Source organism: Nocardia sp. NPDC056564, from assembly GCF_042793755.1.
In the GTDB taxonomy this organism is placed as follows: Bacteria; Actinomycetota; Actinomycetes; order Mycobacteriales; family Mycobacteriaceae; genus Nocardia.
Window position 1 is genome coordinate 576,027 of the sequence record NZ_JBHTUR010000001.1, and the last position, 18,299, is coordinate 594,325.

At 60.9% G+C, this 18,299-nt stretch carries 11 protein-coding genes and 1 pseudogene; 9 read left to right on the top strand and 3 right to left on the bottom strand.

The features are described 5' to 3' along the window. Positions 1–32 precede the first annotated feature (32 nt). Positions 33–2,660: an AAA family ATPase gene (locus tag ACFQ9K_RS02540; RefSeq protein ID WP_378713433.1), complete on the bottom strand. Its 2,628-nt coding sequence runs from the start codon at positions 2,658–2,660 to the stop codon at positions 33–35. A 293-nt stretch (positions 2,661–2,953) separates the two neighbouring features. On the opposite strand from ACFQ9K_RS02540, the gene ACFQ9K_RS02545 reads away from it, so the two are divergent. The 3 genes from ACFQ9K_RS02545 (at position 2,954) to ACFQ9K_RS02555 (ending at position 5,694) form a co-directional block, all read left to right on the top strand. After that, positions 2,954–4,198 carry an FAD-dependent oxidoreductase gene (locus ACFQ9K_RS02545; RefSeq protein ID WP_378713435.1) on the top strand — a complete coding sequence of 415 codons (1,245 nt, stop codon included), beginning with the start codon at positions 2,954–2,956 and terminating at the stop codon, positions 4,196–4,198. A 131-nt stretch (positions 4,199–4,329) separates the two neighbouring features. After that, positions 4,330–4,941: a dihydrofolate reductase family protein gene (locus ACFQ9K_RS02550; RefSeq protein ID WP_378713437.1), complete on the top strand. Its 612-nt coding sequence runs from the start codon at positions 4,330–4,332 to the stop codon at positions 4,939–4,941. A gap of 27 nt (positions 4,942–4,968) precedes the next feature. Continuing rightward, positions 4,969–5,694: an enoyl-CoA hydratase/isomerase family protein gene (locus ACFQ9K_RS02555; protein ID WP_378713440.1), complete on the top strand. Its 726-nt coding sequence runs from the start codon at positions 4,969–4,971 to the stop codon at positions 5,692–5,694. A 20-nt stretch (positions 5,695–5,714) separates the two neighbouring features. Here the strand turns inward: ACFQ9K_RS02555 and ACFQ9K_RS02560 are convergent, their stop codons facing one another. Continuing rightward, a complete protein-coding gene (locus ACFQ9K_RS02560) occupies positions 5,715–8,315 on the bottom strand; it encodes an ATP-binding protein (RefSeq protein ID WP_378713442.1) in 2,601 nt (866 codons plus the stop codon). Between the two features lie 437 nt (positions 8,316–8,752). Between ACFQ9K_RS02560 and ACFQ9K_RS02565 the strand changes: the two genes are divergently transcribed. Together ACFQ9K_RS02565 and ACFQ9K_RS02570 are read left to right on the top strand one after the other, a co-directional pair. Beyond that, positions 8,753–9,991: a hypothetical protein gene (locus ACFQ9K_RS02565; RefSeq protein WP_378713443.1), complete on the top strand. Its 1,239-nt coding sequence runs from the start codon at positions 8,753–8,755 to the stop codon at positions 9,989–9,991. A 41-nt stretch (positions 9,992–10,032) separates the two neighbouring features. Beyond that, positions 10,033–10,593 carry a hypothetical protein gene (locus ACFQ9K_RS02570; protein ID WP_378713445.1) on the top strand — a complete coding sequence of 187 codons (561 nt, stop codon included), beginning with the start codon at positions 10,033–10,035 and terminating at the stop codon, positions 10,591–10,593. A 2,044-nt stretch (positions 10,594–12,637) separates the two neighbouring features. Here the strand turns inward: ACFQ9K_RS02570 and ACFQ9K_RS02575 are convergent. Beyond that, entirely contained in the window at positions 12,638–12,970 is a 333-nt protein-coding gene (locus ACFQ9K_RS02575) for an Lsr2 family protein (protein WP_378713446.1), read from the bottom strand. A 268-nt stretch (positions 12,971–13,238) separates the two neighbouring features. On the opposite strand from ACFQ9K_RS02575, the gene ACFQ9K_RS02580 reads away from it, so the two are divergent. The 4 genes and pseudogenes from ACFQ9K_RS02580 to ACFQ9K_RS02595 form a co-directional block, all read left to right on the top strand. Beyond that, the gene (locus ACFQ9K_RS02580; protein ID WP_378713447.1) at positions 13,239–13,535 is read left to right on the top strand and encodes a transposase; all 297 of its coding nucleotides are present in this window, start codon (positions 13,239–13,241) and stop codon (positions 13,533–13,535) included. Between the two features lie 32 nt (positions 13,536–13,567). After that, positions 13,568–14,200, top strand: a pseudogene (locus tag ACFQ9K_RS02585) (DDE-type integrase/transposase/recombinase); the annotation flags it as partial. A 41-nt stretch (positions 14,201–14,241) separates the two neighbouring features. Continuing rightward, positions 14,242–14,367 (top strand): IS3 family transposase, encoded by a 126-nt coding sequence (locus ACFQ9K_RS02590; RefSeq protein ID WP_378713449.1) that lies wholly within the window; start codon positions 14,242–14,244, stop codon positions 14,365–14,367. Positions 14,368–14,671: 304 nt separating this feature from the next. Then, positions 14,672–18,299 (top strand): winged helix-turn-helix domain-containing protein (locus ACFQ9K_RS02595; protein ID WP_378982717.1); only part of this gene is annotated, 3,628 nt, incomplete at its 3' end.

The following is an 18,299-nucleotide window of genomic DNA, read 5'->3' on the forward strand; positions in this document are numbered from 1 at the left end:
ACGGCCGTCGACCGAGCGGCTCACCGGACGACCTAGGCGGACGCGCGCTCGTTGTGGCGGCGCGGCTGACGCCCGGATTCGGCGCGAACGACCTCCATGTGCCGCTCCGGAACGAGACCGATGATGTCCTCGCGCGAATTGATCGTCAGTTTTTGGAAGATCGAAGCCATCTGCGCGTTGACTGTCTTGAACGAGCTGCCGCGTCGCTCGGCGATGGCGGTGTTGGTCCAGCCGGCGGCCGCGAGTAGCGCGATCTTTTCCTCGGCCGTGGTCAGATCTTCCCAGTTCGACGGCATGTGCTGACGCGCGGGGTGCGACGGTGACATGCTCTCGATGGACAGCGTGCCGAGCGCCAGGCGCTGCAACTCGCCAGCTTCCGGCCGGAGCAGAGCGCCCTGTTCTACCGCGGCGGAGTAATCGGCATCGCCGAGGGCTTCCCGCAAAACCTCGGTGATCCTGCGATTCTGCCCGACCATGGGGCGCATATTTGCGGTATCGACACCGAGACGCTTCCGGAATGTCCGGAGGCCACCCTGGAGTCTTGCTGCCTCGGTCGCGCGGACGGTAACCTCCGAGCGATTGCCCCGTCTGCCGGCGACCATTTCCACCAATGTCGAAATCCGTTGCTGGATCGCCCACATCGCATCCCATTTGTCGTCACAGGCCACGAAGAACGCGAGCGCGTCTCGTCCAATTTCCAGAGCCTCGTCGAGCTGCCCGCAGTCAGTACTGGCGGCCGCGAGAACTACGGCAGCCAAGGCGGCTCCGTGCGAAGCTCCAGATGCCGAGGCTCGCATGTGTAGACGTCGGGCCGATTCGAGGGCCCGCTCAGGTTCTGCCCGGGTCATGGAAGCTACTTCGAACAGCTCGCTGACCGAGGCACCGATCTCATCGCCGATGTGCCGATACTTTTCTCGTGCTCGCGCCAAAACTGCCGTTGCGTGCGCGTTGCCGTCGAGCATGAGAAGTTCACAACCCCAGACGAGTTCGACCGCCGCAGGCAGACCAAGATCGGTTTCCGGCCGCTGACGCCAATCCACGGGCGCGGATACGCCTGCCTCGGCAACGCACCTGTCGATGATCGGGTCGGCGATGTCTTTCGCCCCTTGGCATATCGCCAGCCAAGCGACCATCGACATCGCTTTGATGAGGTCTTCGGGCATCCGTCCGATACGCGTTGCAGGGTTGGCGATCGCTTGCTCGAATCGCTGACGAAGCGGTCCGACCGGCCCGTTGACGAACAAGGCCGGCAGCGGGAACAATTCCGCTGCCAGTTCCACATCGACCGCAGCCGCGATGGCGTCCATGCCGGTACCGTCCATCGCGTCGAGAATATTCGGCCAAGCAGGGCGGACCCAGGCCAGAATCTTTTGTTCCGCCGGCCCGGTCCAGTCCCCGCGTCCACGTAGCAAGCGGTCGCGGTAGTACCGGCGATGCCGCTCGATCAATCGGCTCGACCTTGCCGGACCGAAGGAAGTTGCCTGTAGCTGTGCTGAAGCGAACAACCGCACGCTCTCGGAAAGGTAGTAGTACACGTTGTCGGCGGTGATCCACACAGAGATCAGCGCACGGTCGGCGAGGCGACCGAGGAGCGCCTCGAACTCTTCGGCCTGTAGGTCCTCGGCCGAGTCATCGTTGCCGCATACCTGCTGGATCGCGTCCAGATCCGCGCCGCCGCCCGATCGGGTCGTTTTGGCTTCCGGATTGACGTCGCATCCGCTGGCGAAGACCGACATCCGTTGCAGCAGTTCACGTTCGCGGTCATCACATAGGTTGTACGACCATGCGACGGCATCGCTGATCCGTTGGTGTCGTGGTTCGACACCAACGCGTGGCCAGCGCGACCAACGCAATCGTCGATCGGTCGCGGTACCGCTCAATTCCCGTGATACGGCGGCGATCGGCTGGTGTCGCAAGCGAGCGGCTGCTATCCGGACGAACAACGGTTGATAGTGCACGCGTCGGCAGATCTGCCTGGCGATCATCGTCTCTGCCGAGCCGGAGACCGGATGGCTCACCATCTCGGCCCCTTCCTTAAAGAGCAGTAGTGCCTGATCAGGCGTCAACGGCGGGACAGTGAGCCATAGTTCATCGATCCAACCGATCGGCTCGCAACTGGTGGCGAGGACCGTGAGCTCGGGTACCTCTCGCAGCAGGGCTGTGATCACGTGGCCGGCTCCGGCTATTACGTGCTCGCAGTTCTCGACGACCAAGATTCGGTGCTGCTTCGAGCGGGCCGACGGGTTGGTTCGTCTCAGCGCATCGAGCGCGGCGTCCCAATCGCCTGCCGAGATATCCGCTCTCTCTTCCAGCACCGCACCGGTGAACTCGGCTTCAACAGCATCCGCGGCAGAACCGGCAGGCAATCGCGACAGGTGCACCCACGTCACCGATACGCCCCGTCCTGTTTCGAGGCGTCGGATCGCCTCGGCGGCCAACCAGGTCTTCCCTATCCCCGACGAGCCCAGCAGGGTGATCAGGCGGGTCTCGCTGGAAAGGAGTTCTGCGAGACGACGCAGTTCGGGTTCCCTACCTACGAAGCCGTTCCGGGCGACAGATGGTGCTTGCGCCGATGGAACGATCTGCCGGTCGCCCGTAATCACCAACTCAGTCTTCGGTCGACTGGTGCCGGCGCGTCCGCGGTCAGCCAGCTCTGACATGGAGCTTCCCTTCGAACTTGCACGGTGCACGTGCATATGACCCTGCACACGCAGGGTACTCCGAGTGGTTGCGTATTGCGTTCGGATCGCAACATCCGTCGGCGACGTTTCCCGATAGTGATCAACGGTCCTACTAACAAGGGGCGCTGACATGTAGATCGCGCCGCGGCTTCGGCTGAAGCAGGTCTGCCACAGCAGCGTCGTTCGGGTTGCCGTCGCTGGGAAGGCGGGATGCTTCACAGAGGTGCGTTATCAGGTGGTGTCCACCTGTTGTCCACGAAAACGGGTGCGGTGTGCTCGACGAATCTAGCGTTGATGTGGTCATCGTCGGCGGTGGTATCGCCGGTGGCTCGCTGGCATGTGCGCTGGCCGACGCCGGCCTGGATGTTCTGGTTCTCGAACAGCAGGACCGTTATCGTGACCGCGTCCGGGGCGAGTCGGTCAGCTGCTGGGGCGTCCAGGAGTTACGGGCGCTGGGGGTCGAGGATGAGCTGCTGGGTACCGGAGGAACGTATGTTGACACCTTCATTGGCTATGACGAGGCACTGGCTCCTGCCGAAGCGGTCGCCAACGCGACGCGGCTCGATCGAATAGTCGGCGGCGTGCCGGGGATGCTCGATGTCGGCCATCCCGAGGCCTGCGCCGCATTGCGCGCAGCTGGGTTGGAGCGCGGCGCGCGCGTGGTGTCGGGCGTACGCGACGTCCTTGTCGAGGCGGGGAATACGCCGAGCGTGGTGTATCGCACGGCCGATCGCGAGTACAGGAGACGCTGTCGACTCGTGGTCGGGGCGGATGGCGGAAGATCGGTGGTGCGGCGCCAGGTCGGTATCGCGATGCGGATCGGTCGTGCGGAGGTGTTCGGGGGCGGCGTGCTGATCAACGACCTCACGGGTTGGCCGTCCAATGTCGCGTCATTCGGCGGTGAAGACGGTGACGTGTACTTTGTCCTGCCGCGTATGACCGGCCAGGCACGGCTATATCTGCTGTGTCCACGAGATCGATTGGGGCGCTTCATGGGGCGCGACAAGAATCGCAAACTTGTCGACGCGCTGCGTCTCCGATGCATCCCCGGCAGTGCGATGTTTGCGGCAGCCTCGCCGTCTCGGATCTGTTCGTTCAAACCCATGACCGAATCGTCGGTGGAGCGCGTGTGCGCACCTGGTGTCGTGCTGATCGGTGATGCCGCTGGTTGGAGCGATCCGGTCATCGGGCAAGGCTTGTCCGGGGCGTTTCGCGACGCGCGTTTCGTGCGGGACTTGCTGTGTGCCGACGGCAAATGGTCCATCGAAACCTTCGTGCCCTACGAGGTCGAACGGGCCGAACGGATGCGCCGTCTGCGAATCTGTAGCGACGTGCGCAATGCCATGTACTTCCGCCACGACGTCGACGCGATCGCCCGTCGCAAGCGGTATTGGTCCATGACCGCGGCCGACCCGGTCCTCGGGGGATCGCGCATAGCGATTCTGGCTGGCCCGTTCGCGGTTGCCGACCAGTGCTTTCACGACAGCACGGTCGCGCAATTGCTCTCGATCGGTTGAGCGCGTCGCAGTCTCGCGGTTGTATCGACCTTCGTTCTACCTACGTAGTTCGTGATCGCGTAGACGGCGACCGGCGGCTACCACTGCTCCATCGCGGCTACTGATGCGAGCGTCGGATCTTGGATCGCAGAATGACACCATTCGACGAGCTTGAGGGGTACGTCATGGGAACTGTCACTTTGTGGATGCAGATGTCGTTGGATGGGTTTGCCGAAGGACCCGACCACACGGCGCACTGGCCGGTGGTAGACGAGGAGCTCTGTGCGTCCTTTCTGTCTGAGTTGAGTGCCGCCGATACGTTTCTCTACGGTCGCAAGACCTACGAGTTGATGGCGTCGTTCTGGCCGACTGCGGACGCCGAACCGGCGATCTCGCCGTTCTATATCGAGTTCGCTCGCTGCTGGAAGGCCAAGCCGAAGATTGTCTTCTCCCGGACTCTGGACGACGCTGGATGGAACACTCGCGTGGTCAGCCACTCGCTCCTCGATGAGGTCCGCAAACTGCGCACATGCACAGATGACGATATGATCTTGTTCGGTGGTGCCCAAACTGCCTCCACCTTTATGAAATATGGCCTGGTCGACCGGTTCCGGCTGTTCCTGCACCCGATGTTGCTCGGCAGCGGAACGCCGCTCTTCGCCGAATCCGTGGATACCTCGACACTTCAGTTGGTCGACGTCATCACCTACGACAGCGCAGTCGTGCAGGTTCAATACCAGAACACGAGTCCGGTAGTGCGATAAGCGCTCCGTCCGAGCCAGGTATCGAGGATGACTCAGCGAACAGTCTTGTGCGAACTCGTGGACGGCGTCGGTGTGCTGACCCTGAATCGCCCCGAGAAACTGAATGCGATCAACGCCCCGATGTTGACGGAACTTCGGCAGTACCTCACGGACCTGGCCGCGGACGCGACCATCAGGTGTTTGATTGTCACGGGTTCGGGCGGATCGTTCTGCGCCGGAGCAGATCTGGAATCTGATCTCGAACCAGGGACCGTTGGCCACGCAGCCGAGGTATTCGATCTGCTGGAAGACTTCCCTGCGCCGACTATTGGAAAGCTGCGCGGTAACTGTCTGACCGGTGGACTCGAGTTGGCGTTGTGCTGCGACCTGCTTGTAGCGGCAACTTCGGTTCGCATCGCCGATACACACAGCCGATGGGGTCTGGTGCCCGCAGGAGGGATGACTGTGCGTCTGGCAGAGCGAATCGGGGTGAGTTCGGCCAAGCGACTCGCGTTCACCGCTGAAGCGGTGGATGGAGCACACGGGTGGGCGATCGGACTGGTTGACCTGTGCGTAGCGGACGATGAGTTGGATCGAGAGGTGGAAAGACTCGTCAGCTTGATCTGCGCGAATTCCCTTGGCTCGCACCGTATTTATAAATCACTCCTAAGACATCACCGTGGAACTCAGCGGACGGCAGCGTTGCTGTTCGAACGAAGTCTGCCGTTCGGATTCGCGGACGATGTCGGGGAGCGGATTGGCAAGCGTCCATAGCCACACGCGCCGGTGCACCCTCATCCCGAAACGGGCCCTCCTGTTCTTCGCCGCGGTCTGTCGTCGACTGCCGCCTGCACTCGGCGCAGTTGCTCCGCGGGGACGTGCTCGACGATCTCCTGTCGCGAATTGATCTGCAGCTTCTGGAAAATCATTGTCATCTGCGCGTCGACGGTGCGGAAGGAGCTACCGCGTCGAGCGGCAATGGAGGTGTTGGTCCAGCCTGCCGCCGCGAAGATCGCGACCTCCTGTTCCGCCGTCGACAGATAGGTCCACAGGGCGTCGGTGTCGCCGTCGGTCCGCACGTCACCGGACCGCTTGGGGAATGAATACGAACCGAGTGCCAACCGCTCGACTTCGGCGAATTCGGGACGAAGCTGTTTTCCTTCTTCGATGGCGGCGTCGAACAAATCGTCGCCGAGCGTGCGCCGCGCGATCGCTATAGCGCTGTCGTACGGATCCGCGTACAGGCTTTGCTTCCCGAGCACGAAGCCGAGAGTGCGGCGCTGCGTCTGTGCGCCACCATCCAAATGCGCGGCCTCACGTGCCAGCGCGGTCAGCTGGTCGGTGTCGGGCTGGGGCAGCGCTGCCTCGTTCACGATCATGCGGGCCAGTGCCCAGATTCGCGAATGTATCGCCCAGGTCGCTCCGAGTTTGTCATGCATAGGTATTTGCTCTTGCAATGCTGCTCGTCCCGCGACGAGCGCTTCAACGGGATCGCCGTGTCTGGCGAGCGCAATAGCGCGAGCGACCTGTGCCCAGGTTATTGCCATCACGGCACCGGCGGCAGACGCGTGGTCGAGGTACCGTCGCGTGATCTCCAGCGCTTCCGCAGCAGGCGACAACAGGCTGGACGCCCACGCTTCGATCATCTCGCTGATAGCGGCACCGCCGGCCTCACCTGCCGCGGTGAATTTCTCCCTTGCCCGCCCGAGGACATGCACGGATGTGGGATCGCGGTGGAGCAACATCAATTCGCAGCCCCATGCGAACTCCACAGCGGGTGGAAAACCGAAATCTCGGCTGGGATGAGCCTGCCAATCGGTATCGAGCTCCGCCGCAAAGGTGCTGGACACCACGGCGTCGCGCAACATCCGCTGCGCCGCCTCATGTGAACCCTGAGAAACCAAGATCCACACCGCGAAGCCCATGACAGCGATCTCGGACTCGGTACGCACAGCGTGGGGTCGTGACGTTGCCGCTAGCGTAACCTCAACCCACCGTCGGATCTCCCGCATGGAACCGACGAAGAACGGCGCGCGCAGCATCAACATGCCGAGCGTGATCTCCAAACCGACGACCGCGTCCTGGTCGGCAACAGCTGATTCGACCGCGCGGCCGAGGTCATCCCACGAGGAACGCGCCCATTCCAGCAATTCGCGATCCCGTGGACTGAACCAATTGGCACGTGCGAAGAGCGCTTTATCCCGGAAGTGGCGACGATGCCTTGCAGCCAGCCGCGCGTACTCTTCGACGCCCTCCCCGGCGCCGGAAACAAGTTGCTGTTTCGCGAAGACGCGAAAGCTTTCCATCAGTGAATATCTGACGGACTCGGTGGAAAAATGCGCAAGCACCATAGAACGATCGACCAATCGTTCGAGCACAGCTTGCATCTTGTCGAGGTCGACAAGGGAGTCGGAGTCGCTGGTCCCCGATAAATCCGGGTCATCAAGGCACACCGCCGCGATTGCCTCTATATCAGCACCGGAGCTGTGCTCGCGCACGGTGTCGTCGGGATGCGTATCGTGCCCGGATGCAAAGACAGACATACGTCTGAACAGCAGTCGTTCTTTGTCTTCACACAGGTCATATGACCACTGGATGACGTCACTTACTCCTTTGTGCCGCTCGTCCGCGCCGAGCAGCGGGCGATGCGACCATTTGAGACGCCGGTCGGTCTCGCCACCGTCGAGGTCGCGTAGGATCATCGACAATGGTTGCCGCGGCAGTCGTGCTGCCGCCAGCCTGATATGTAATGGGAAGTTATGCATGTGCTGGCATATTTCGCCCGCGGTTTTGACAGCATCGACGTCCGTGAGCGGATATCCGGCAAGCTCGGCTCGGCCGCGGAACAATGCCAACCCGTCCTCTGCGGCGAGCGGTGGGATCCGGACGACGCGTTCGTCCACCCAGCCGATCGCTTCGCGGCTCGTCGCGACTATCGACAACCCAGGTATCGCCTCGAGTAACACCTCGATCACCTCGGCGGCGGCATCGAGGACGTGCTCGCAGTTGTCGAGCACCAGGACGGTTTGTAACGCGGACCCAACGGCATCGACCCTCGTCAGGGTGTCGACGACGGCTGCGAGGTCGGTTCGTCCGGAGAAGTCGGACGGCACTATCGCGTGCGCCAATTCGGCTTCGATGGCTGCTACATCCGCGCCGGTCGGCAGTCGCGCCAACCCGACCCAGTACACCGGAACCCGGGACGCCTTCCGGAACCGCGCCGTCGCCTCGATTGCCAGTCGCGATTTGCCGATACCGCCGGGTCCGAGCAGAGTCACCAGACGCACCATGTTCGACAGCAGTGAACTGGTCGCCTCGAGCTCGGACTTCCGGCCGACGAAATCACTCGTGACCACCGCATCCGAGCTCGTACGAGACGTCTTCCTGCCGGACATGAGGTTGGTGGCTCCTTCGGAAGTGTCTGCGCAGATCAAGAGCTTGCAGCCGACCGACTCGCGGGTGAGTGCCAGCGCCTGACTGTGGAATCTTGCTCGAGCAGTCGAATCTACGTGGAACTCGGTCTGAGTAGCAACGACCTCGACGGACCTTTACTTCCGGTGAATGGCGTAGCGGCGGGATCGTTACCCGACAGGAATGCTGCGCATGTCTTCTCGTCGGCAAACGAGCCGAGGGCGCCGCTGACTGTACGTCTGGGTAAGGTGCCGTCGGCCCAGGACAGGCGTTGGGTCTGCCGATGACGCACGGCCGCCGGGGTGGGTTGGTGTCAGTAGGCCGCCGCGTTGGGCCTCACTGATTTGCTGGGATGTTCCCAGAGCTGACTATAGCCAAGGATGGACAACAAATATGAGTCTTGAAACGGCAAGGTACGGTTATGGAGTTTCCCTTCGCAAATGTGACGGCCAACGAGCTGTCCTTCGCCGAAAGAGATGAGCAGTATCGGCGTCTGCACGAATGGCCTGAGCGAAGCTATTCGCATCCTAGCGGCCTGCGGATGATTTGGAAGTACGACGACGTGCGGGCCGCACTCGAGGCCGTGCTACCGGGTATAACCAACGCGAATTCGCTAGATCCCCTGGTCGGATATCCGCGGATTGCGGTCACCCCCGCTGCCGTCTTTCCGTTCATACGGCATTTGTTTCCGCCGCCGGCCAAGGCGACAGCGAACCTCACTGACACTGTATTGCACAAACAGGTGTGGGACATATTGGGGGGGTCTGGAGGATGCTTCACCATCGCCCAAGCAGATCGAGCAGCACGCGAAGTTGTCTTCACCGAACAATTTCGTGCGGCGCTCGAGAGTTTGCCATCGTCGGCCGGACGGGGCGCGACATTGGACGTAAGCGCGTTGTCGACCCTTTACGCCGCTCGGGTGACGGGCGATGCGGTCGGGCTAGCGCCGGAGATGTGGCGCGATGTGGCAATGTGGAGTGGGGCTCAATCCGGATTGCTCGGTCGCCCGCTGCGCGGTCGTGAACTCGGTGACGCGGTCTGCGCGCTAGGGTGGTTGTTCACGATATGCGCCAGGGCCGTTGCACGGGGTTCCGACGCGGGCGGGCTGGCGCAACGGTTGCGCGCGGCGGGACTGCCGCGCCGGATCGCGGTGTCCGCCATGGCGAATTCGCTTGCGGCAGGTGTGCACACCGTCAGCGGCACCATTCAGCAGGGAGTACAGCGATTGCTCGCCGATCCACATCGAGCTTGGTGGAGCTTGTTGCCCGATCCAGCACACGCCGCCGAGGTCGCGGTCAAGCTGCTGCAACTCGACCCCGGTCTCGTCGCGTGGAAGCGCCGCGCTGACAGATCCATCACGCTCGGCAGCGGTACCACGTTGCCGCCTGGGCCGGTGCTCGTAATGTTCGCCGCGGCGAACAGGGACAGCGATGCTTTTCCGCGATTATGGGATTTGACGGGTAAAGGCAAGCTGCCGTTGACTTTTGGTTCGGGGCGTCATGTGTGCCCTGGAAAACAGCTGGCGACATCGGCGATCACGGTATTCCTTCGCGAACTGCACGCACTCACTCCGAACGCGAGAAGCCTTGAGGCTCCGGCCGTCACCGGCCGCCGACCTGACCTGATGTTCAGTGGAGCAGACATCACCGTCTCCACCTGAGCGTGTACTTCCATGCCGCTGAACCAACGGAGGTAATACTGATGGAGTCGTTCTGGACGATCCGCCAGACGGCGGAATGGATCGTCGGTCTCGGCATCGGCGACCCGCGAATGCTCGAGCGATCAGACCCATACCTGGAAGCCCGCTGTACAGATGCATACGATGTGCAAGGAGTGCTGATCGGGCTGGGGGTTCTATGCCTCTTGGACAGCGAGCAGTTCGAAAGAGTGCACGAGCGAGGGTTGCAGGTGTACTGCGCTCAGCTGCAGGCATTGTCGGACACCACACGAGGCAAGGTAACGATTACCGACGTGGCGGTGGACGAGCTGCACGGAGATCATCTTCTTCGTTTCCGCTGCAACGGCGAGCAGAAAACCTGGTCGATCCCGCACGGGCCCACGGAATGCGAAGACTACGACGCGTTCCAGGTCTTCATGGACAGAATTGCAGACCTCACGCCGGCAAGCTCACCGGAACGGTGGTGTGGACCGGTGGAACCGACCACCGACGATGAAGTCGTGTACGCGTACGGTGATCCTGCCGCGTTGCGTACGGTCGGTGAGCGGTTCGGCATAAGATTCGGTAGTGGTCAAGCCCAGTAGCCCGCGCACGTTGCCTTCATGAGCACCCAAAACCGAAAACACGGTAGGCGTGGGGGATTCGGTTGTGATTCATTGGCCCGGTGGCAACTGCGCCGGTAGGCACACTCGCGGTCGTGTTCAACAACTTCCACGGCTGATGGGGATCGTGGAAGTGTCGGAGATGTTCGGTCCGCCACGGATGCTAATGAAGCCAACTCGCTGTTCGCCCGATTCTGTTGAGCACCGATACGCGGCCATCGTCGGGCACGCGTTCGTAGCGAAAGGTTATCCGGTCTGGCGTCTACGAGTGACTTGCAGATTACGGAATCGAGCCACCTCTCAACATCGAGTCGCTGGCGAGCGGCGCCAATTCTGACGCGTACAGTTCCCCGCGTATGAAAGAGTGCGTCGGAAACGGAGGGAAGGTTGTGGTTGGCGTCGATATACCAGCGAGGAAATACGTGCCATTTCCGGACCCGGCAGTTGTAACAGGCTTCGCCTGGATAGCGGACCGGCCGAGTGCATTCACAGTTGCGCCCAGTTTGGGGTCCTGTGCCACACATCCGCATTGTGTTTCGGTGGCTGCGTCAGCATCGTCCCTCGCCCCGCTGAACGATGATCACTCTCGAGCCGCTGGTCGCTGGCGCTATTGCGCTGAGCCCCACGATCGACTGGAGGGCGGTACAGCCCGATTGTCGTCGTTTTGTGGTGGTTCTTTGGCTTACGGCCAAGTGGCAGGGCCGGCTGCTGACCTACGGCAGTTTGATCTACGTCAACTACCCTTGCCGCGGCCGCTAGCCCGTTTGCAACTTGTCCCGTCGGTGTGTTGGCCGCCGCGACTCTGGTCAGTGCGACGTTCCTGACTAAGCGGTTGGTGACCTCGAACAGTGCGCGCAGTACACATTCATCCGAACCGCCTTGGAGTTGATTCGAAGCTCGTGACCAATAGGCATTGTTCCGATTACGTGCCTGCGAGCCATGAGCGTGTCGTCACTGCTGGGAAGTTGAAAGCGTTGGAACTCGCAGGCCAACTGGTGGTCGCTTCGAGGTCGCGACATGTCCGCTAAACCGAGGGCGCCGCGACCGCCAGCATTCTCCGCGGCGGAAGCTCTTACGATCACGAGTAGTTTCCGGACGCACGACGTGTTCGCATGTAGGGCTACAGGTGCGCGGGCCGTGTCCGATGCCTGTCAATCGTGGAGTTGGCGGCGGTGAGCCTACCGCTTCCCAGCTGTGGTGCGTGCATCGAAGGATGTTGCGGGACAGCGCAATATGCTTGTCTCGGGATCGCGGCAGCCTTGGGTTTTCGACAAGGTGCCGTTCTCGATAACGCCGGTCACACTCGACCCGCTGCCAAGCATGAGGTGGCCGGATGGTTGCGATTAAGTTGCTGATCTTGAAACATCAAGATCTGCTGTATGGAGGCCAAGGCGACTTATGCAGAAATGCGTGGCGCCGAAACTGGCTCGTCGCATCGCGATCAGCCGTCTTGGATGTGGAGGGTATGTGTTCTTCATCCAAGGCGGCCTCCGCGCATCTGGCGATTCGCGGTGCCCTCGCACGGCAGCGCGAATCCCGGATATGACCAAACGGTAGGCGTCACGGCGTCGATGTCGCCGAGTCATAGGCTATCTGACGAGCAGCCCGCAGGCGCGTTGACACGTTGTGCCAGTGGCGGAAAACAGGTCGCGATGACGTCGAGGGAGACGGTATAGGTCACCAACGGCCGAGCAGGAACGAACAGTCGGTATCGACCCGGGTGGGTGGCTGTACGGGCCACTTCGGGAAGGTGTCCCTCTTGTCAACGGTCAGCGCGCAAGTGCGTACGTGTCGAACGCCTGATTTGCGATACCAAGCCGTCTGGTAATTCAATTTGCCCAGGAAATGTGATTGTTACGATGGCGACTGGTCTGTTTTTCACGGCTGATTTGAATTGGCACTGATTATGAGATCGGCATGGACATATATTAATTTGTCCGGCTGTGGCGTATCTTCACCGTTGGCTGTACTCAGGTGTGACAAATGAATGCATGCCCATGCGTCACTTCGGGGGGTGACCAGTGTCTCAGTTGGCCTTCTCATACGCTTCGACAACCTCGGCGGCGATGCGTCCCCGGGTTGAGACTTTGTGTCCGTTCTTGGCTGCCCACTCTCGGATGGCAGCCGTGTCCTCGCGGCTGGTGGACTGTTGGACTTTACTGCTCTTGCCTCGCGATGCACGTCCAACCTTGCGAGCGTGCGGGGTCCACTGCTCGAAAGCACCACGCAGTGTGCTTGCGTTGAGCACCGACAGGTCGATCTCGTAGCTCACTCCATCGAGTCCAAATACTACGGTCTCTTCGGCTGAGGACTTGCCGTCGTAGTCATCAATAAGGGTGACAACAACTTGGCGCGCCATAGGAATTTCCTCCGTGACTGATGAACAGTGGGTATCGAATGACGATAGTAGCCGACCGGCTGCAACGACCTAGCGGTGAGGTCGTCGCAGGTTTCGAATCCTGCCGGCTTGAGCGAGAAACCCCTTCTGACCTCGTCCGGAAGGGCTTGTATGTTCGAGGCGCGGTTCGATTTGGCGGAACCACGCAGAAATGTCAAGGTGACCTGCCCCCGGGCTTTGTTACCCGTTTCGGTGTGAAGATCAGCGCCAACTGAGAGGCTCTGATCCCATGCCCCGACCGTATCCGCCGGAGTTCCGTCTGCGCGCCGTCGCGCTCGTGCGGGCAGGGAAACCGATCACCACCGACGCCACCGAGCTGGGGATCAGCGCCGCGGCCCTGCACAACTGGGTCCACCAGGACCAGATTGACCGTGGTGAACGCCCCGGTATCAGCACACCCGAAAACGCGGCGCTGACGAAAGCCAACAAACGCACTCGCGAACTCGAAACCGAGGTCGAAAGCCTGCGCAAGGCGGCGGGGCTGCTCAGGGAGAGTCGTCCGACCCCAGAAGGATTCACGCGGTAATCGATGCTCTCGTCGATTCCGGGCACCATGCGATGGTGTGTTGCCGCCTGCTGGGCGTTTCCGGGCCGGGGTACTACAAGTACCGAACCCCTCCGATGTCGCCGACGAAGATGTGCCGCCAGTGGCTGACCGGGCTGATTCGTGAAGTTCGTCGTGCGTCGCGCCAAACGTACGGATCACGGAGGGTCCGTGCGGAACTGGCCCAGGGAATGGGAGTCATGGTCAGCGAGAACCTCGTCGTCGAGCTGATGAAACTTGCCGGCGTCGCTGGACTTCCGGGACCGGCCAAGGTCAAACGCCTGCATGGCGTCGCGACCGCCGACGATCTCGTACATCGCAAGTTCCACCGACTCGAACCAAATGAGTTGTGGGTCACCGACATCACCGAACATCCCACGAGGGAAGGTAAGGTCTACTGCTGCGCGGTGATGGACACCTTCAGTCGCAAGATCGTCGGCTGGGTCGATCGACAACTGCCAGGACTCGGCGCTGGTCGTCAACGCGCTCGACATGGCTATCAAGAACCGTTGCTGGGCGGGATTGTTCATGCCGATCATGGTGTCCAGTTCACCTCTTGGGCGTTCACCAACAGGATCCGCGCCACCGGCCTGATGCCTTCGTTCGGGACCATCGGAGATGGCCACGACACCGCGATGATGGAATCGTTCTGGTCGAGCATGCAGATCGAGCTGCTGAACCGGAAGAAGTGGCGAACACGAGCTTCGACTACATCGAGATCTTCTACAACCGGCAACGGCGCCACTCCCAGCTCGACTATCTATCGCCGACCGAGCACGAGTTACGCTACGAACGCCAGTCCATCACCGCCTGAGATTCACATCCGGGCAGGTAACGAAACCTGGGGCAGGTCAAGGAATCAACCAAACCGGGGGCAGTCCCATGCTCGGTCTGAGTTGGGTTCACCGATAGGTACCGGTTAAGCCCTCTTTGCAGGATCCCTCCCATCTGCGGAAGTACCGGATACTTGAGCGAGTTCGTTCGCACGACACCTAAGGGCGTGCCGATGCTGACAGGTCTCAGACGTCGAGAAAATACGACCGTATTCGGCGAATTATCGCACGCACCGGACCGTCCGACGATCCGGCCATCCCTGGGATGGTCGGTATGAGCGCGATATGACCGACGAGTTGATGGGGTTATTAGCACAGATCCCTTGGCCAGTGCGGGACGCGGTGTTCGGGGATGAATTTCCTGAGGGAGATGCCGGGTGTCTGCGTCAGGTGGCAAAAGCTTGGTGCAGTGCTGGCGACTCCTTGGGCCAACTTGAGCGGGGGATTATCAGTGGTGCTGACACGAGTGAGATTGCGGTGGAGGGGCGGGTGGGGGAGGGGATAGTGGCGGTTGGGGACGAGTTGGCGGAGATGGTGCGCGAGTTGGCAGAGTTCTGTGATCATATGGCGCAGTCCGTCGATACTGCGGCGGCGGATTTGGAGAAAGAGCAGTATGTGATGGCTGCTTTTGGTTTGTTGGTGGTGGGGCAGTTGATGCTTGCCGGCGGTTGGAATCCGGTTGGTGCGGCGGAGGTTCTCGTCGAGGCGAGGGCCAAGCACTTGGCGAGATATCAAGCATTTGTTACAAGGCTCGTTGGTGAGTGTGCTGTTCGAGGTGCACAGCGGGCAGGAATTCTGTCGGTGCACGTTTTCGGGTTCGGTGGCTTGGCGGCGTTGGTGGATCTGGGGGTGCAAGCAGGGCAGATGATTGCTGGACATCGCGGCCGGATCGACCACTCTACTGTCGTGGCCGCTGGGTTCGTTGGTGCTGGTTCGGCTATTGGTGGGGTGTTGGGCGGTCGGCTGGTTGGCTCTGCCCTAGTTGATTCGGCGCTGGCGAAGGCCGCGGGTTCTGGTGCCGTCGGAGTTATCGGTGGCGCGGCGGCGTCCGCGTTGATCTCTGGTGATTTCAGGTTGTCGTTGTCCGGGGTAATCAGCAATTCTTTAACCGGCGTGGCTGCTGGTTGGATGAGTAGGCAGGCACGTTCCACACCGGACCCATATGCGAGCGTCCCCCGACGCGATGGACGCGCCGTTCCAGAAGCAGACAATGTCGTGTGGAGTCCGAGTCCGGGATCTCTGAACGTCCTAGGCCAGGCTGTTCCTGGTTCGCGGCCGGTTCGAGAAGCGGGGGGATGGCTGGCTGACGTAAAAGTGCCTGACCTGAGCAGACTGGCGGAGGAATCCGCGTCGGCTCAGTTGCGGCGACTTACTGGGGACAGTGATTCCGGACTGAAGTTGCCGGCGGGCGGTGTTTCCGAATCGGTATGGCGTCTGGCAGGGCGACACGCTGGCGGTGGCGAATCAGGCGGACTCGAAGATGTCCTGCGATTCAACGCCGGGGACAGTTCACCCGATGCCGGAGGCCGAGAGCCGGGTCAGGGCGGTTCGGCATGGTCCAAGGGGCGCCCTAGCGGACCGCCGCAGGGCCCTCTGGACCCAGATCACGGCGCGAACGTGACACCATGGAGCAATCGCACGAGCGGTGTTGCCACACTGTTGCCCGTGTCGCGGCAAACCCAACCTCGCACGAGCGATGCGGCAGACACATTCACCTCCAATCAGGGTATGCGCGCTTCCGCCACCGAACCTGATGTCTTTGGATCCACGGTGTCGGCGAGCGCTGAGCCAAACGCAGGAGTCTCGTCCCGCTTATCGCGAGCACCAGACCGAGAGTTGATCGTACAGACGCTGATGCGCGACTGGGGGGAGGTTTCTGGCTCGGCGGAATCAGCGACCGACTCGCTGCAGCCCGAGCGGGTACTGAGTCCCAACCCGCATCAGCCTGGCATGCAGACGGATCCGACCCTGGAGCCGCCAGTGCTCGACCCACACGAACGACATCCCGGCCAGATCGCCCAGCCCGGAAAAATTGATGATCCGACGGAAATCTCAGACCATCCGGAACAACGATCAGTAGCCGAAGTACCGACATTCATGCCGCCTCGTCATCTCTCTGCGCCGCAGTATGAACCGTTCCTGCCGCTGCTTGCTGTTGCCGATGACGGGCAGGAAGATTCCACCACGGTGGAATCGGAAGCAACGGGATCCGATATCGCCGACATCGGCGCTGAAGCCGAGCGCGACGGTCGTGCGCTTGCAGATGAGCTGCATGAGCGCTACGAGGACATGCTTTTCAAGTATGTGCGATCGCGGGTAGAAGTCTATAACTGGGCTGCTGATATTACCGAGGAGGTTTTCGATCATGCAGTCCGCGTTTGGATAGACACCGACTCTCGAAGTCTGGACACGGGGCAACGGCTGATCGGTCTAGCCCATAGCATAATATTTGATCGATTCCGTCATGGAATGTGGACATTACTGACAAATGAGATCGGTAATGCCAGTCCAATCAGCCGGGCGTTGGCCGCTGCGACTTACGCACAAATGCAGAACGTCCTTGAATCGCTGCCGATGCCGTTGCGCCGACTTATAATCTTGCGGTTCTTGCAAGGCAGGCCGATCGAGGAAGTGGCGCTGACAATGGGATTCGATACCGACACCGCCACCATTTTGCTCACTGGTGCGATCACAAGAGTGGCGGAGCAGCTGGCCGGCACAAACAACGAGCAGCCGCCCAATGAAAAGGACGGCATCGAAGTCGGCGGAATCCGGCTGGACCCAGAGATTCGGCTAGCTCACACTGCCAATGCGGACTATGTCCTCCCTCGAAATCAGTTTGAAACAATTAGGATCCTGATGGAACGAGGCGGCCAGGTCGTGTCCACCCAGGAAATATACCAACGAATACAGACTACAAATGACCTGGAACGCGGTCAGGTAGCCCTTGCCATACTCGGCTTAAGGAAAATGTTCGGAAGGGCTGGCGCTGACCCGGTCGCTAATGTTCGGGAAATCGGGTATCGCTTCGTTGGTATTGGTGACGATCGGTTGCCTGCGACTCCGGACGTCGATCCCCACTCTATCGAGGTGGGTGGGGTACGGTTTGAGCCATCCTCTCGACGAGCACTCATTCTTGATACAGAGCACTATCTGACACAGACACAGTCTGAAATACTTAGGGTCTTCATGGAGCGGGGCGGTCAGATCGTTTCCCCGGCTGAAATTCGGAAGTATGTGCCGGAACTGCGAGACTCGCGCACCCGGGCTGTGCACCGGATCGTATCCGAATTGAGGCTGGAACTCGGCGGCACGGGCGTTGATCCTTTCATGGCTTTGCCTGGGATTGGTTATCGCTTCATGGGTGTTGGTGAGGCTCGGTTGCCTGTTGTTCCGGAGGTTGATCCTGATCCTGATCCTGATCCTGATCCTGATCCTGATCCTGATCCTGATCCTGATGCTGTTGAGGTGGGTGGGGTTCGATTGGAGCCGGCGGGGAGGCGGGTGGTTGTTGGTGGTGAGGAGTTTTTCCTGTCTTCGAGGCAGTCGGAGATTTTGAGGATTTTGATGGAGCGGGGCGGCCGGTTCGTATCTTTGGGCGAAATCCGTGAGCGTGTGCCTGGTATTCGAGGTGGGCAGAATCAGGAGATAACAGCCGTGATCTCCCAGCTGAGAACAATCGTCGGCAGCACAGACGCTGATCTATTCACGACCGTGCTGGGTCTCGGTTATCGCTTCATGGGTGTTGGTGAGGCTCGGTTGCCTGTTGTTCCGGAGGTTGATCCTGATGCTGTTGAGGTGGGTGGGGTTCGATTGGAGCCGGCGGGGAGGCGGGTGGTTGTTGGTGGTGAGGAGTTTTTCCTGTCTTCGAGGCAGTCGGAGATTTTGGGGGTTTTGATGGAGCGGGCTGGGA

What these genes read in the sequence shown, in the direction of transcription:
- ACFQ9K_RS02540 (WP_378713433.1), bottom strand. Translation starts at nt 2,660, where the DNA reads ATGTCAGAGCTGGCTGACCGCGGACGCGCCGGCACCAGTCGACCGAAG.
- ACFQ9K_RS02550 (WP_378713437.1), top strand. Translation starts at nt 4,330, where the DNA reads ATGACACCATTCGACGAGCTTGAGGGGTACGTCATGGGAACTGTCACT.
- ACFQ9K_RS02555 (WP_378713440.1), top strand. Translation starts at nt 4,969, where the DNA reads ATGACTCAGCGAACAGTCTTGTGCGAACTCGTGGACGGCGTCGGTGTG.
- ACFQ9K_RS02560 (WP_378713442.1), bottom strand. Translation starts at nt 8,315, where the DNA reads ATGTCCGGCAGGAAGACGTCTCGTACGAGCTCGGATGCGGTGGTCACG.
- ACFQ9K_RS02565 (WP_378713443.1), top strand. Translation starts at nt 8,753, where the DNA reads ATGGAGTTTCCCTTCGCAAATGTGACGGCCAACGAGCTGTCCTTCGCC.
- ACFQ9K_RS02570 (WP_378713445.1), top strand. Translation starts at nt 10,033, where the DNA reads ATGGAGTCGTTCTGGACGATCCGCCAGACGGCGGAATGGATCGTCGGT.
- ACFQ9K_RS02575 (WP_378713446.1), bottom strand. Translation starts at nt 12,970, where the DNA reads ATGGCGCGCCAAGTTGTTGTCACCCTTATTGATGACTACGACGGCAAG.
- ACFQ9K_RS02580 (WP_378713447.1), top strand. Translation starts at nt 13,239, where the DNA reads ATGCCCCGACCGTATCCGCCGGAGTTCCGTCTGCGCGCCGTCGCGCTC.